Here is a 15,338-nt window from a genome sequence, read left to right as displayed (position 1 = left end):
GATGATCCTGACAATATTATAACGACCATAGATATAAAGTGCGGTAATTGTAATTATGCTTGGGGCTATAATAATCATATACTTTACTTAGAAAGAGAAGCAAGTACTAATAATAATCAGCTTTATAGTTATGATATAAAAACCAAACAAACAAAATTATTAATTCCTGATAAAAATCTTACGGCTAAGTTAATTGCCGCAAGTCTTAAAAATCCTAATGAAGTATTGATTGGCTTAAAACAAACTGATCAAACATATTTTGATATTTATTCATTTAATCTTACTGATTACAGTAAAAAATTAGTATTGAAGAATGATAAATTTTGGAATTTTCTTTTTGATAATAATTTAACGCGAGTTTCGTATTAAGATGCCTAAATTATGGTTAATGAATATGCTATAATGCTTATCCTTTCAAGGTTTGTAAGAGGTGTGACAAGTTTTACAATTTAATAGTTATAGTCAAAAAAGACAATTTACTAAAAATTTATGCAGTTTTAAGTACATTTTATAACAAAAACAATATTACTAATATCCTCGTAACCCAGTTACTATCAGCTATTCAGTTCCTCTATTAATACGAAACTCGCGTTAAATTAGTCAATTTAGCAAACGGTAAATCAGAATTAATTGCTGAAGATGAAAAGACAGATTCTTACAGCTTTACCTCTGATCCGATTACCAATAAAGTCTAAGCGGTTATAACTAATTACGATAAACCTAAATATCGTATAATTGATAATGCTATTAGAGATGATATTAAATTCCTTGAGGTCTTAAATTTAGGGGAATTAGAAATTATGCATCGTACAGTAGATGACAAAACTTGGTTTGTAATGTTTTATAGTGATACCCGCCCTACTAAATGTTATAAATATGATAGGAAAAACAAAGAAGTAAAACATTTATTTGCACGTTATAAAGCATTAGAGCAATATTCTCTATCTCCTATGAATCCGGTAATTATTAAATCTAGGGACGGTTTAGATTTAGTTAGTTATATTACTTTCCCTAAAAATACTGAGTTAAATAAGCAAATTTATCCAAAGAATCCATTACCGTTAGTACTTTTAGTGCATGATGGACCTGATCAAAGAGATAAATGGGGTATGAACACCAATCATAAATGGCTTGCAAATCGTGGTTATGCGGTTCTAAGCGTTAATTTTAGAGGCTCGGAAGGATTCGGAAAGAGGTTTTTAAGTAGTGGTTACGGAGAATGGGGGCAGAAAATGCAAGATGATTTAATTGATGCCGTTAACTGGGCTATTAAAAATAAAATAGCCGAACCTAAAAAAATTGCTATTATGGGAGTCGGTTACGGTGGATATGCGGCACTTGCCGGATTAACTTTTACGCCTGAGCTTTTTGCTTGCAGTGTGGATATTGCCGGTCCACCTAATTTAGCAACAATTTCAAATTACTTTATTCAAGATGCTCGTTTAGATAGGCTAGATAAAGTAAAATTGAGTCTTTTAGAAACGGCTGAGAAATTATACCGGTACTCTCCATTAACGCACGTTACTAATATCACAAAGCCTTTACTTGTAATGCAAGAAGCAAAAGATACAAGAGTGCCGCAAGCTGAACCGGACCAAATGGTAGAAGCAATAAACAAGCATAATATTCCGGTAATTTATACTTTATATCTTACTACATGACAATTTTTAGAGATGTAAGGACTAAAGGATTGAATTTTGCTGATAATTCATGATGATAACGGGGAAAGAACTTGGTTTACATATGAAAGATCATTCCGCCCCTCTAGTCGAATTATTACAAAAACATATTTCGCTTAATTTATCAAGAGCAAAATGTTTAGGATTATTTATCATTTCAATGCTTAACAGCAGGACAGTAAACATGTCATTATTATGCAATAGAATGCCGTCTGGGATTAAAGCAGCTTCATGGTATAGAAGGATGCAAAGATTTATCTCTGAAATCTCAATATCATGGAGAGTATTACCTGTTATGTTAGTCATGATGACTGGGTTTGAGCAGGAGCAAAAATGGGTATTGTGTTTAGATAGAACGAATTGGAAATTTGGTAAACGACATATAAATATTTTATATTTAGCTGTCAGTTTTCATGGTATAGCGATCCCCCTTTTTGGAATTTTCTAAGTGATAAAAAGTGTGGTAACTCTGATTATATTGAGCGTATTGATCTGATGGAGTGTTTTTTAGAAGTTTTTGACAAAAACCGCATTGAAGCATTAACCGCTGATAGAGAATTTATAGGTAAGGAATGGCTCTCTTGGCTTAGAACAAATCAAATAAGATACGTTTTTCGAGTTAGAGAAAATAGACAATATATCAGTAATGCAAGGGGAAAAATGGTTAAAATACAAGAGTTATTTCGCCCTCTAGCCATAGGATCGCATGTGAGTTTGTCACAACGTAGAATTGGTACAAAAGGTGAAATATTTAATGTAGTAGGGATCAGAAATAAGAAGAGTGAACTTGCAGTCTTAATACATAGTGATGAGATCAAAAATCCTGCTGAGATTATATGCTCAAAGATGGCAAATTGAAACAATGTTCAAAGCTTTTAAATCAGCAGGATTCAACTGTGAAGCAACTCATATTACTAATGATTTACGATTAGATACATTGATGCAAATATTGTCTATTGCATTTTGCCTAGCTTATCAAACTGGAGAGATTATAGTTTTAGATAAACCAATAGTTATTAAAAAACATGGTTATAGGCAAAATAGTATATTTCGTGTTGGATTAGATACATTGGTTAATATCTTGTATAATATTTCTACTCAATTAGTACGTTGGATACAGCTGTTGTCCTTGATATTCCAATATCCAAAGATGATAAAATGAAAAATTGTCATGTAGTAAGCAAATTTCCAATTCGTTCTATCTAAACACAATACCCATTTTTGCTCCTGCTCAAACCCAGTCATCATGACTAACATAACAGGTAATACTCTCCATGATATTGAGATTTCAGAGATAAATCTTTGCATCCTTCTATACCATGAAGCTGCTTTAATCCCAGACGGCATTCTATTGCATAACAATGACATGTTTACTGTCCTGCTGTTAAGCATTGAAATGATAAATAATCCTAAACATTTTGCTCTTGATAAATTAAGCGAAATATGTTTTTGTAATAATTCGACTAGAGGGGCGGAATGATCTTTCATATGTAAACCAAGTTCTTTCCCCGTTATCATCATGAATTATCAGCAAAATTCAATCCTTTAGTCCTTACATCTCTAAAAATTGTCATGTAGTAAGACTTTATATAAAAATGAAACACATTTCTTTATTAAATGAATCAAATAAACTTTCCTTTTCTGCTATTGCAGAACAGTTTTTAGCAAAACATCTCGGAGGGAGGTTTGAACCCTTTGATAATGAGGTTTTAAATAATCCTAATTTAACGCGAGTTTCGTATTAAGATGCCTAAATTATGGTTAATGAATATGCTATAATGCTTATCCTTTCAAGGTTTGTAAGAGGTGTGACAAGTTTTACAATTTAATAGTTATAGTCAAAAAAGACAATTTACTAAAAATTTATGCAGTTTTAAGTACATTTTATAACAAAAACAGTATTATCAAGATCCCCATAACCCAGTTACTATCAGCTATTCAGTTCCTCTATTAATACGAAACTCGCGTTAATTTAGTATTAAACGGTAGCACTCCATCCGAAAAATTGTTAGAGGATTTGCTAAATAAATAAGCTTAAGAGCCTGTTCACGATCTTAATTTTAAAGCTAATTCACGCGAGTTTCGTATTCAAAAAGTCGCTGAATAGCTGATAGTAACTGGGTTACGGGGATCTTGATAATACTGTTTTTGTTATAAAGTGAGTACAAAATACAAATTGCTAATTAAAATATGGTATTTATAGTATTAGAAAAAAGTTTATAGGTTATTGAAAAAACTTTAAGAGCAATAACCTATGATAATGGATTTTACAGAAATATTTTGTTACGTCGATGATTTTTTTCAAGAATTAGACAAGCATACAAATTCAATTACTAACCATAACAACAAATCTGGTCCTAAAAGTCGACTGAACAGAAGTGAGGTAATAACAATTATAATAGGCTACTGGCAGTCATCTTATGATTGTTTTAAGAATTATTATCTGAAGCAAATATGAATTCATCATCAAAGAGATTTTCAATTAGTAAGCTATAGTCAATTTATAAAAATAATAGGTCCACATTTACCACTATTAGTACTAATATTCAATTCTATTTTGGATCAGTGTGACGGACTCTCTTTTGTAGATTCAAGTAGTATAGAGGTATGTAAGAGATACCGTATTTCAATGAATAAAGTGTTCGCCGGCATAGCAGCAAGCAGTAAGACAACAAAAGGTTGGTTCTATGGACTTAAACTACATCTAATAATTAATAGAGCCGGTGGTATAGTTAAAGCATCTTTTAGCCCTGGCAATAAGGATGATAGAAAACAGCTGGAACTGATAATCAAAAATCTTTTTGGTAAAGTATTCGGAGATCGTGGTTATATTTCGCAACAATTATTTCTACAACTTTTAGAGCAAGGAATTTTTATGGTAACTAGGGTAAAGAAAAATATGAAAAATAAACTTATGTCTATGTTGGATAAAATATTATTGCTTAAAAAAGCATTAATAGAATCTGTGTTTAGTAAAATTAAACTATTGGGGAAGTTTGAGCATTCAAGGCATAGATCAGTTACAAATGCCTTTGTGCATATGGTTGCAGCACTGATAAATTATCAAATGTCTGATAATAAACCTTCTATTACATCTCTCTTGATATGCTAAATCCTATGCTATATTAATTCAAAACTCGCGTTAAATTAAAATCTTTTTAGCTGCAAATTATAAGATTTTTTTGAAATAGGAGTACTATTCCTACAAAAATCTTATTAATTTTTGCTTAAAAATCTGTTTAGTTATCAATTAAAATAAGATTGTGAACAGGCTCTTAATAAAAAAATAAAATAATTTCAAAATTGTAGTTGACAGGTCTGATTATATTGCATATAACTACACCTAATCTAAAGCGATAAATGAAAAAAAGTCGCAGCTGTTTTTAAAAGTAAATAATTAGATATAGATAGTGACAGTAAACATGTACATATCACAAAAGTGATAATTAAACCTGTCAATTTTTTAAAGTAAAACTGACAGAATCAAACTTGAGAGTTTGATCCTGGCTCAGAACGAACGCTATCGGTATGCTTAACACATGCAAGTCGAACGGACTAATTGGGGCTTGCTCCAATTAGTTAGTGGCAGACGGGTGAGTAACACGTGGGAATCTACCCATCAGTACGGAATAACTTTTAGAAATAAAAGCTAATACCGTATATTCTCTACGGAAGAAAGATTTATCGCTGATGGATGAGCCCGCGTCAGATTAGGTCGTTGGTGAGGTAACGGCTCACCAAGCCGACGATCTGTAGCTGGTCTGAGAGGATGATCAGCCACACTGGGACTGAGACACGGCCCAGACTCCTACGGGAGGCAGCAGTGGGGAATATTGGACAATGGGCGAAAGCCTGATCCAGCAATACCGAGTGAGTGATGAAGGCCTTAGGGTTGTAAAGCTCTTTTAGCAAGGAAGATAATGACGTTACTTGCAGAAAAAGCCCCGGCTAACTCCGTGCCAGCAGCCGCGGTAAGACGGAGGGGGCTAGCGTTGTTCGGAATTACTGGGCGTAAAGAGTGCGTAGGCGGTTTAGTAAGTTGGAAGTGAAAGCCCGGGGCTTAACCTCGGAATTGCTTTCAAAACTACTAATCTAGAGTGTAGTAGGGGATGATGGAATTCCTAGTGTAGAGGTGAAATTCTTAGATATTAGGAGGAACACCGGTGGCGAAGGCGGTCATCTGGGCTACAACTGACGCTAATGCACGAAAGCGTGGGGAGCAAACAGGATTAGATACCCTGGTAGTCCACGCCGTAAACGATGAGTGCTAGATATCGGAAGATTCTCTTTCGGTTTCGCAGCTAACGCATTAAGCACTCCGCCTGGAGAGTACGGTCGCAAGATTAAAACTCAAAGGAATTGACGGGGGCTCGCACAAGCGGTGGAGCATGCGGTTTAATTCGATGTTACGCGAAAAACCTTACCAACCCTTGACATGGTGGTCGCGGATTGCAGAGATACTTTTCTTCAGCTCGGCTGGACCACACACAGGTGTTGCACGGCTGTCGTCAGCTCGTGTCGTGAGATGTTGGGTTAAGTCCCGCAACGAGCGCAACCCTCATTCTTATTTGCCAGCGGGTAATGCCGGGAACTATAAGAAAACTGCTGGTGATAAGCCAGAGGAAGGTGGGGACGACGTCAAGTCATCATGGCCCTTACGGGTTGGGCTACACGCGTGCTACAATGGTGTTTACAGAGGGAAGCAAGACGGCGACGTGGAGCAAATCCCTAAAAGACATCTCAGTTCGGATTGTTCTCTGCAACTCGAGAGCATGAAGTTGGAATCGCTAGTAATCGCGGATCAGCATGCCGCGGTGAATACGTTCTCGGGCCTTGTACACACTGCCCGTCACGCCATGGGAGTTGGTTTTACCTGAAGGTGGTGAGCTAACGCAAGAGGCAGCCAACCACGGTAAAATTAGCGACTGGGGTGAAGTCGTAACAAGGTAGCCGTAGGGGAACCTGTGGCTGGATTACCTCCTTAAAGACTAAATTAGTATATTGCTTATATTTATATAAGTAATTACTCAGTCCAAATATTTACTGTCACTATCTTTAACTAATTGTTTGCTTTTAAGACTATAATTTTCTTTTTTCAATTTCCTATATCTCTTCTCAAAAATAATACTATCTTTTTTAAAGAAAAAACTAAAGAACCCTCAGCTATAAGCTGAGGGGTTATAAAGTGGAATCGATTAGAAATCGATCATCATTCACAGGTTCACCTTCCTGTTCATCAATATAGTGCTGTATCATTTCATCAGTTATATTACCTGAACTGACCGCCATATAGCCCCTAGCCCACAAATGATTGCCCCAAAATTGTTTTCTTAAATGAGCAAATTCTTGCAATAAAATTCTTGAGCTACTACCTTTTAAATACTGTACTAACTTGCTAAGAGATATTTGTGATTTATATGAGATAAACATATGCACGTGATCACATGATATTTTCCCTGAAATTATATATACTTCATGTTCCATACAAATCTGCCTTAGTAAATCTCTAGCCCTTTCCGCTACTTTGCCTATCAACACTCTCTTCCTATATTTTGGTATCCATATAAGATGTACTTTTAAATCATACTGACTATGACTATTCTTTCTATAACTTCTCATGTTTCTTGATATAAATTCATTGCTAAAGCAATTTCATTATATCTTCCCTTCGCCTGAAGGCGAGGGATTTCTTATCCCCGAAGGGGGACATTAAGAAATGAGTTTATAGAAAAGATAACCACCATAGACAAAGATAAACTAGTGTTTTTGGATGAATCAGGAATAGAAGATAATACGTGTCGAGAACATGGCTGGAGCCCAAAAGGAGAAAGATGTTATGGTGAAAAAGTTTATCAGCACAAACACAGAATTAGTATGATTGCTGGCCTATGTAATAGCAATATTGTAGCACCTCTAATATTTGAAGGCAATTGTAATAAAGCTATTTTTGAGACGTATGTCAAGGATATACTCATTAAAGAATTAAGGGCAGGACAAGTCGTAGTAATGGATAATATTAATTTTCATAAAAACTCTAAGGTAAAAGAATTAATTGAATCGGTAGGGGCAAGTATTTTATTCCTTCCTACTTACAGTCCTGACCTTAATCCTATAGAACATTATTGGTTTAAAATTAAACATCAAATTAGAAAAGATACTAGTAACTTTACATATTTTTTTGATGCTGTTTATCACGTATTACAAAAAGTAACTACCTTACCTGCTTAAGCTATACGTGAGTACCGCAGTACTTGTAGGATGACGTAGCCAATTTTTGAAGTTGATCGAGTATATTCATTAGACTTCTTGCATATCCTCCTTCTAAAGGTAGTTTGTCCACAGAATCTAGTAATTCTTGACATATTTTTATATTAATAATATCTTTCCATTAAAATTTTGGAGATATTTAGATTAACTTATGAAAATTTCTAAATCACAGGCAAAGATACTTTTTTCAGCATTAAATGAATGGAATAACACCGGTTTACTTAACGATATAGAAATATTAAATTTTGATTGGAAGAAATTAGCTAGATATTCTTTTTGGGTTTCTTTAATATGTATAGTTATTGCTATTAATGCTATTTTGTCTGATCGTTATCTACGCGAATTATTAGAATATATTTTTAATGCCCCGTATCTGCTGAAATTTATTACCTTATCAACTTTATCGGGAATAATTTATTTTGTTGGTTTTAAAAGACAACAACAAAAACCAGAGAAAATTTTTAGCAATGGGGCAGTATTATTTTTAGGGGTCTTAACCACTGCTTGTGCTATTTATCAACTAGGAAAAGCATTTGATTCAGGGAGTGGACATTTTTCCATTTTATTGCTTTTATCTTTTATTGTTTATGCCATATTAGGATATTTCTCTAAATCAAATTTAATTTGGTGCTTTGCTTTAATTTCACTAGGTAGTTTGATGGGAGCAGAAACCGGGTATATGTCAGGATGGGGAGCTATTACTTAGGTATGAATTATCCATTACGTTTTATATTATTTACCTCAATTCTGGATTAGATAATTTTTAGATATAGCTGGTTTGTTAGATTTCATACAGTAAGCAACAAGAGTAGATAAGATATGGACGAAGGCATTCCAAATTGATCTATGTCTTGTATGTTCAAGTTCAAAAACCCCTTTAGTACACTAAAAACTGTTTCAATAATTGAGCGTTTGCGTAGTAAAATTTTTTCAATTAATGGTATAAGTTTATTCTTCATRTTCTTCTTTATCCCAGTTACCAACTTGATCTCTCTGACGTATAGTTCATCAAAAAGTTCTTGTTTTATATAGCATTTATCCCCAAACAACAATCCAGTAATACGTTTGGTTATTTCTGGCACTGGCACTCTATCATCTATGTTGCCAGGCGTTAGTTTTAAACCTTGAATCTCTCCAAGTTCATTAATCAATAAATGTAATTTAAAACCAAAGAACCAACCTTTTGTTGTTTTGCCTAATGCAGCAATACCAGCAAACACCTTATTGCGAGATACTCTTTTTGGATGACAAATTGCTAAAGATGTTGCATCAATATAAGAGACTCCGGTAGGTTGAGATTGATACATATACCATTCAAGCAATAAAACTAAATACGTTAGAATTCTGGGTTTTAAAGCTATAAAACGAGTATATGATGGAAGAGTTACAAATTCAGATTTATATAATTGTAGATAGGACATATAAAAATATTTAAAGTTTTTACAAGGTGATTGATGATATAAAAGTACTATTGTTAATAGCTCAGTTTTATTAATTAACGCGAGTTTCGTATTAATAGAGGAACTGAATAGCTGATAGTAACTGGGTTACGGGGATCTTGATAATACTGTTTTTGTTATAAAATGTACTTAAAACTGCATAAATTTTTAGTAAATTGTCTTTTTTGACTATAACTATTAAATTGTAAAACTTGTCATACCTCTTACAAACCTTGAAAGGATAAGCATTATAGCATATTCATTAACCATAATTTAGGCATCTTAATACGAAACTCGCGTGAATTTATATACAAGATTTTTTGAATATTTTTGGAATACAACTCATAAAGCAGTATTTTTTACAATTCTAGGAATAAGCTTTTGGTGGCTTGGAAGCAAAGCAGAGAAAATTTGGAATCTTACTGCAAAAAAATAATTAATATATAAAGTTCTGCTTTTTTAAGGGACGTATATATTCAGATAGAACTTAAAAAATTGGCAGCAATGTCTTTTTAAGTTCTCGAATGCTGAACATTTAATAACCGCTGTCGTTCCTCGTCTTATTGATTCCTTGCTCTTTTTAGCTGCAAATTATAAGATTTTTTTAAAATAGGATATATCCTCTCAAAAATCTTATTAATTATCAATTAAAGCTATTTTGTTAACAGTCCCATAAAGTAGTTTTTAAGCAATAATATATAAATTAATTATTTTTAATTCATAAAATATCTTAATAAAACATAATAAATATCCTACAATAATATTAAGGGTAAAATATATGAATTACTTAGGATACGGTGGTATTTCTCTTGGAACAATACCTTGCAATGGTAATATCATTTAATGTTAACAAATCAATATTATGGGCTATCATTCATAGATTTTTTGGATGGTTTTATATTGTATATTATTTGTTATTTAGAAAATAGACTTCTTGCATAACCTCCTTCTAAAGGTAATTTATACGTCAATCCGGTACTCGCATCCTCACGTTACTTGCGCGTGTACGCTGCAGTGGTAAGTGCTTCCGTGTTTCTTTCAAATTTCTATTCATAAGATAGGTTATGCAAGAAGTCTAATAATAGGAATCATCTACGAGAATAAAAGCTTTAAGTTGCTTTAAAGAGTGAAGTTTGTTAATCTTTACAAAAACATATTTGAGATTATATGATAACTACATATTTAAAGGAAAATAGTTCTATAGTAAAAAATGAAGAATATATTATTAATGAATCCACATTATGGATTGATTTATTCAATATAACCGATGAAGAAAAAGTAATAGTAAAAAATACATTAAATATAGAAATACCGACTTTAAAGGACATATCGCAAATTGAGATTTCCGAGAGGTTATATGTTGAAAATGAGGTGTTATATCTAACTATTACGGAACTCGTTAATAAAGAGCAAGAATTTCCTGAAACACATTCTATAGTATTTATTTTGCATAAAGGTTGTCTTATAACAGTTCGTTACGTAGAATTAATACCCTTTAATGACTGTATAAATAAATTTGCTAAGCAGCTTAATAACAAACATAATGCAGAAAATATTTTATTTATGTTACTTCGTAATATGGTAACAAGATTATCGAATATTGTACAGTTGATTAGTATGGATATTGATGATTATGGATGTTTAATACTTGATAATAACATTAATGATTTGCGTATAGATCATACTAATGTATTAAAGAAAATAAGTCGAAAAGGTGATTTACTTTCTAAAAGCCGTGAGTGTTTATTTTCTTTAACTATGGCTATTCAATATATTTTAAAATCTCCACAAATAACTCAAAATAAAGCATCTAAGGATCTATTAGATACATTGCTTCGAGACGTAGACTCAATAATTAATTTTTCACAATTTATATCTAGCGAGATTGCAAGAACCCTAGACGCAGCACTTGGTATGATTGCAATTGAACAAAATAATATTATTAAAATTTTCTCGTTGGTTACTATATTTTTTCTCCCACCCACTTTAATAGCCAGTATTTACGGTATGAATTTTACCGTAATGCCTGAACTTAAATCGCCGTATGGTTATCCTATAGCCTTATTCTTAATGTTATTATCTACAATTATTACCTATAAATATTTTAAGAAACGAAAGTGGTTGTAAGTTTTTATTGAGAATAGTTCGATAGAATTTTACATAAAAATTAATCATCGTATTTTATAGTCAATTGATTTGGACTTGCCTATTACGTTGCTCGTCGCTCTCCTATTAGTTATAGGCTTCGTTCTTTGCTCCTTGTATGCAAATCCAATTGAATTGACTATATGACATTGACACTATCTTAATTATTATATTACCAAAAGTTAAAATTTCTTAAATTTCAATTTAATAATAATTAGGATTTAAATATGAGCGAATTAGATTTTGAAGTAGAAAAGACGAGTTTTGTATTAAGTGTTATTGATGCTATTGAAGAGTATATAAAAGCAGAATTTTTATTTGACTATGGAAAGCAAAAAGAAAATTTCCAATATATTTACAATAATTTAAAGTATCTTGAATTATCAATGCCTATTGAAAATGCTGAAATTATGAAAAAGTTTTTCAGATTAAAATCAGAATTTAGAAAATATATTAAAGATAAAGATAAGAATGTAGATAAGGAATTTTTGAAGGTAATATATATAGAGTCTTCTAAATTTATAAAAGAAAAAATTGTAGAAATAGAGAACAAAATAAAGCGTATTAAAAACGGTCAACCTGAAAATGAAGAAGAAAAAGAGGCTTATAACTGGAGTAAGAGTAACGAATTAAAGCAAAAAGAAATAGAAAATGCTTATAACAAAAACAATATTACTAATATCCTCGTAACCCAGTTACTATAAGCTATTCAGTTCCTCTATTAATACGAAACTCGCGTACTATAGATACAACACTTACTGTAGTAGAAGAAGTATCGGCATTAGGAGAGGGGATAGAGGGAGCATAAGCAATAAAATTCAATATTATTCCCGTGGAAGGCTTGTTTGCATGGATATCCAAGTCGTCATTGCGAACGACTTGCAAGGAGCGTGGCAATATATAAAAAATAATAAAAAATCTGTAAATCAGAATTTTTTACTAAATTGCTTCGTTAAGACTTACAGTTTTTCCTCGCAATGACGGAAAAACCGAACCACGTGGGCAATGTTAAGCCATTCAATAAAATCTAAATATTGCTTAGAATTATTTTACTTAATTCATAATTCAAGTGTGAGAAGTTTATCTCTTCAAATCCTTTTCTTGGAATAATAATCATTGCGAATTTTATAGCCTTGAAGCTAGAATCACTAACAATAATTCTAATTAGATGTCGGATACGCCTTTTAATTTTATTGCGAACCACAGCTTTTTTATTTAGCTTCTTGCTAACTTTGATCCCTAAAAAGACGTTATATTTTGGTTCAAGGAAAATTTTAGAAAGTTTTTTTGCTATTACCAAAATAAAATATCTTTTATGGAACTTCTTTCCAAACTTATTTATAAGTTCAAATTCTTTTTGATTTTTTAAAGAGGTAATAGACACTTTGATAAGTCAGATTATTTTAAGCAGATAATTTATGTCTACCTTTAGCACGGCGTCTTCTTAAGATTGTTCTTCCGGATGGAGTAGCCATTCTAGTTCTAAAACCATGTCTTCTTTTTCTAACTATATTGCTAGGTTGAAATGTACGTTTCATAATATTTATACCGAACGAAAATAAAAATTAATTATTATAAACATGTCATCCCGCGACTTGATTGCGGGATCTCAGGACACAAGCTGTGATACAAGATCCCGTGAAGGGGCCACGGGATGACAATTAAACTAAATATGTGCTTTTGCTTGCTCTACGATACTTGCGAATCCATCACTGTTATTGACGGCAAGTTCTGCAAGTACTTTACGATCTATATCGATTTCTGCTTTTTTAAGAGCTCCAATAAACTGAGAGTAAACAAGCCCATGTTCTCTTACTGCTGCATTTATTCTTTGAATCCATAAGCCTCTAAAATCACGCTTACGATTTCTACGATCTCTATAAGCATATTGGAGGGCTTTTTCTACCTTTTCAATAGCTATTCTAAAACAGCTATTAGCTCTACCTCTATAGCTTTTGGCTAATTTAAGGATTTTTTTATGTCGATTTTTGGAAATTTTTCCTGATTTTGCACGTGTCATTGCTTTAGCTCCTAATTAATTAATTTATACCGTACGGTAAAAAATATTTTTTAATATTATATCCGTCTTGAGGACAAAGTATTGTAGTTCCTCTAAGGTTACGAATTTGAGTTTTAGTACGACGACGCATAAAATGTTTTTTACCTGCTTGAGATGCAATAACCTTGCCGCTAGCAGTAAGTTTAAAACGTTTTTTTACGGCAGATTTTGTTTTTAATTTAGGCATATTTATTCCTTATAATTGGTATTTACTAGATTTAAACTGTAATTAGGCATACCAAAGCCACGTACAGATAGAAACCTAGATAATAGTTTTTTTATTAGTTATTGCAAGATTTTTTTATAAAAATGTACTATAATGTTTTTAATGAATCGATAATAATTTAAAAATGTTCGGACAAAATCCTAAAAGAAGCATATTAAATGGTGACGGTACTAAGTTAGAGGTGCAGTCTATTTTTAAGACTATACAAGGTGAGGGTATTTTTGTAGGTTGCCCTGCGATCTTTATTAGGCTTGGGGGGTGTAATCTTGCTTGTAATTTTTGTGATACGGAGTTTGAAGATTTTGATTTAGTAGATATAGATAAGATTTTAAATAAAGTAGAAATTTTGGCATTAAATTCTAAAAATGAAAAATCAATTAATTTAGTAGTAATAACCGGCGGTGAGCCGATGCGTCAACCTATAGAGTTATTATGTCATAAGTTACTAGACCTAGATTTTAAAGTCCAGATAGAGACTAACGGTACGTTATATCGCTCTTTGCCAAAAGGGGTGTCTATAATTTGTTCACCGAAAGCCGGTAAAACCGGTTATAGTAAAATAAGAGAAAATTTATTGCCTAAAATTAGTGCAGTGAAATTTATCGTTGCTAAAAATATTTTAGAATATAGTATCATACCGGAAGTAGGGCAAACATCTTATAATATACCGGTTTTTATTCAACCTATGGATCAAAACAACCAAAGACTTAATGACGAAAATAATGAGTTAGCAGTAAAATTAGCACTAGAAAGCGGTGCTAGGTTGTCTCTACAAACTCATAAATTTTTAAATATACCATAGATCTAGGTCGCCGTATGATACCTTTTCATCACCTAATAATATTACTATTCCAACGTTACCATTGTCAGAATTAGAAGGGTAAAACTCTTTAAAAATTTTAATTATATTTTCACCGGGTCCATCACTTTCAGAACGATATAATTTCCCTAACTGCCTTTGTTGTTCTACAGAAGGGAAAGGTAAGATAATTTTGTCAGCATCTATGTTACCTTTTGATGTTGATGTTATTATAGATTCAATTGAGCTTTCGGTACAGAATTGTTGGAGTTGTGCTAATGTAATTACCTGCTTTTCATTGTCTAAATTAGAAACCTCCGCATTTTCTTCTTGTTCTTTAACATTTGCTTGGTAGCACATACGTAATATACCAACTAAATCTAAGTGAATTTTACATTCCGGTTCTTTAATTTTTAACAAGAGTATTGATGCATAAGAATCATCATCTTCACTCTCCTCCCAATATAGTCAGTGTCAGAAGAGTGCATCATAGATTCAAGGAGAAAACCCTTGTTATATTCCTGTTTTGGGGCAGTAGACTTAATTTCTTCTCCACAGTTTGAGGGATTTGCAATACGCTTAGGTTGTATCTGTTTCATAATTTCCTTACAAAATAATTTCGGTTAGAACTAAATTTCTTTTTTATCCAATAAATTAAAGAATTTTAACTAAGGGATATATTACTCCTATATTCTAGTCAAGAATTAATTTACTTGAATTTTTA

Annotated in this window: 17 protein-coding genes, 1 rRNA gene and 3 pseudogenes; 12 read left to right on the top strand and 9 right to left on the bottom strand. The window is 32.3% G+C overall.

Annotated features, from left to right (window positions below; all coding sequences use genetic code 11):
• The first annotated feature begins 800 nt into the window (after positions 1-800).
• From REIS_RS07745 to REIS_RS16540, 4 genes are read left to right on the top strand one after another with little or no spacing between them, the layout of a single operon-like run.
• The gene (locus tag REIS_RS07745; protein ID WP_008580815.1) at positions 801-1,661 is read left to right on the top strand and encodes an alpha/beta hydrolase family protein; all 861 of its coding nucleotides are present in this window, start codon (positions 801-803) and stop codon (positions 1,659-1,661) included.
• Between the two features lie 49 nt (positions 1,662-1,710).
• Positions 1,711-2,127, top strand: a complete 417-nt coding sequence (locus REIS_RS07740) for a hypothetical protein (protein WP_008579269.1) — start codon at positions 1,711-1,713, stop codon at positions 2,125-2,127.
• Positions 2,128-2,174: 47 nt separating this feature from the next.
• Complete coding sequence (locus REIS_RS16545; protein ID WP_008579487.1) at positions 2,175-2,537, top strand: transposase; 363 nt, start codon at positions 2,175-2,177, stop codon at positions 2,535-2,537.
• Between the two features lie 4 nt (positions 2,538-2,541).
• Entirely contained in the window at positions 2,542-2,841 is a 300-nt protein-coding gene (locus REIS_RS16540) for a hypothetical protein (RefSeq protein ID WP_008579488.1), read from the top strand.
• On the opposite strand, the gene REIS_RS13205 is transcribed toward REIS_RS16540, so the two are convergent.
• Positions 2,778-3,200 carry a hypothetical protein gene (locus tag REIS_RS13205; RefSeq protein WP_008579489.1) on the bottom strand — a complete coding sequence of 141 codons (423 nt, stop codon included), beginning with the start codon at positions 3,198-3,200 and terminating at the stop codon, positions 2,778-2,780. The two genes, REIS_RS16540 and REIS_RS13205, sit on opposite strands and share 64 nt — an antisense overlap.
• 74 nt (positions 3,201-3,274) lie before the next feature.
• Here REIS_RS13205 and REIS_RS14455 point away from each other — a divergent pair, with 74 nt between their 5' ends.
• The 3 genes from REIS_RS14455 (at position 3,275) to REIS_RS07715 (ending at position 6,663) form a co-directional block, all read left to right on the top strand.
• Complete coding sequence (locus REIS_RS14455; RefSeq protein WP_008580813.1) at positions 3,275-3,424, top strand: hypothetical protein; 150 nt, start codon at positions 3,275-3,277, stop codon at positions 3,422-3,424.
• A gap of 713 nt (positions 3,425-4,137) precedes the next feature.
• A complete protein-coding gene (locus REIS_RS11335) occupies positions 4,138-4,791 on the top strand; it encodes an IS982 family transposase (RefSeq protein WP_083787731.1) in 654 nt (217 codons plus the stop codon).
• A 373-nt stretch (positions 4,792-5,164) separates the two neighbouring features.
• Positions 5,165-6,663: ribosomal RNA gene (locus REIS_RS07715) — 16S ribosomal RNA — on the top strand.
• Between the two features lie 194 nt (positions 6,664-6,857).
• On the opposite strand, the gene tnpA is transcribed toward REIS_RS07715, so the two are convergent.
• A complete protein-coding gene (gene tnpA, locus REIS_RS07710) occupies positions 6,858-7,298 on the bottom strand; it encodes an IS200/IS605 family transposase (protein WP_008579210.1) in 441 nt (146 codons plus the stop codon).
• A gap of 81 nt (positions 7,299-7,379) precedes the next feature.
• Here tnpA and REIS_RS13200 point away from each other — a divergent pair.
• Both REIS_RS13200 and REIS_RS15925 read left to right on the top strand, forming a co-directional pair.
• Positions 7,380-7,907: pseudogene (locus REIS_RS13200) on the top strand (IS630 family transposase); the annotation flags it as partial.
• Positions 7,908-8,097: 190 nt separating this feature from the next.
• The gene (locus REIS_RS15925; RefSeq protein ID WP_008580811.1) at positions 8,098-8,652 is read left to right on the top strand and encodes a hypothetical protein; all 555 of its coding nucleotides are present in this window, start codon (positions 8,098-8,100) and stop codon (positions 8,650-8,652) included.
• Between the two features lie 35 nt (positions 8,653-8,687).
• On the opposite strand, the pseudogene REIS_RS13195 reads toward REIS_RS15925, so the two are convergent.
• Positions 8,688-9,457 (bottom strand): annotated as a pseudogene (locus REIS_RS13195) (IS982 family transposase); the annotation flags it as partial.
• Positions 9,458-10,552: 1,095 nt separating this feature from the next.
• Between REIS_RS13195 and REIS_RS07690 the strand changes: the two are divergent.
• Positions 10,553-11,512, top strand: a complete 960-nt coding sequence (locus REIS_RS07690) for a magnesium transporter CorA family protein (protein ID WP_008580808.1) — start codon at positions 10,553-10,555, stop codon at positions 11,510-11,512.
• A 53-nt stretch (positions 11,513-11,565) separates the two neighbouring features.
• On the opposite strand, the pseudogene REIS_RS13180 reads toward REIS_RS07690, so the two are convergent.
• Positions 11,566-11,673, bottom strand: a pseudogene (locus REIS_RS13180) (palindromic element RPE2 domain-containing protein); the annotation flags it as partial.
• 84 nt (positions 11,674-11,757) lie between these two features.
• On the opposite strand from REIS_RS13180, the gene REIS_RS07685 reads away from it, so the two are divergent.
• Positions 11,758-12,234 (top strand): hypothetical protein, encoded by a 477-nt coding sequence (locus tag REIS_RS07685; RefSeq protein WP_008580807.1) that lies wholly within the window; start codon positions 11,758-11,760, stop codon positions 12,232-12,234.
• A 323-nt stretch (positions 12,235-12,557) separates the two neighbouring features.
• Here the strand turns inward: REIS_RS07685 and rnpA are convergent, their stop codons facing one another.
• The 4 genes from rnpA to rpmI all read right to left on the bottom strand — a co-directional run bounded on the left by rnpA (position 12,558) and on the right by rpmI (position 13,776).
• A complete protein-coding gene (rnpA, locus tag REIS_RS07680) occupies positions 12,558-12,914 on the bottom strand; it encodes a ribonuclease P protein component (RefSeq protein WP_008580806.1) in 357 nt (118 codons plus the stop codon).
• 19 nt (positions 12,915-12,933) lie between these two features.
• Positions 12,934-13,068: a 50S ribosomal protein L34 gene (gene rpmH / locus REIS_RS07675; RefSeq protein WP_008580805.1), complete on the bottom strand. Its 135-nt coding sequence runs from the start codon at positions 13,066-13,068 to the stop codon at positions 12,934-12,936.
• A gap of 128 nt (positions 13,069-13,196) precedes the next feature.
• Complete coding sequence (gene rplT / locus REIS_RS07670) at positions 13,197-13,550, bottom strand: 50S ribosomal protein L20 (RefSeq protein ID WP_008580804.1); 354 nt, start codon at positions 13,548-13,550, stop codon at positions 13,197-13,199.
• Positions 13,551-13,569: 19 nt separating this feature from the next.
• Positions 13,570-13,776 carry a 50S ribosomal protein L35 gene (rpmI, locus tag REIS_RS07665; RefSeq protein ID WP_008580803.1) on the bottom strand — a complete coding sequence of 69 codons (207 nt, stop codon included), beginning with the start codon at positions 13,774-13,776 and terminating at the stop codon, positions 13,570-13,572.
• A 163-nt stretch (positions 13,777-13,939) separates the two neighbouring features.
• On the opposite strand from rpmI, the gene REIS_RS07660 reads away from it, so the two are divergent.
• The gene (locus tag REIS_RS07660) at positions 13,940-14,617 is read left to right on the top strand and encodes a 7-carboxy-7-deazaguanine synthase QueE (protein ID WP_008580802.1); all 678 of its coding nucleotides are present in this window, start codon (positions 13,940-13,942) and stop codon (positions 14,615-14,617) included.
• Here REIS_RS07660 and REIS_RS15915 read toward each other — a convergent pair.
• On the bottom strand, positions 14,603-15,034 hold the full coding sequence (locus REIS_RS15915; protein WP_008580801.1) for a hypothetical protein: 432 nt from the start codon (positions 15,032-15,034) through the stop codon (positions 14,603-14,605). The genes REIS_RS07660 and REIS_RS15915 overlap by 15 nt on opposite strands.
• Positions 15,035-15,338 lie beyond the last annotated feature (304 nt).

Source organism: Rickettsia endosymbiont of Ixodes scapularis, from assembly GCF_000160735.1.
Lineage (GTDB): Bacteria > Pseudomonadota > Alphaproteobacteria > Rickettsiales > Rickettsiaceae > Rickettsia > Rickettsia tamurae.
This window is presented reverse-complemented; position numbering and strand designations above follow the sequence as displayed.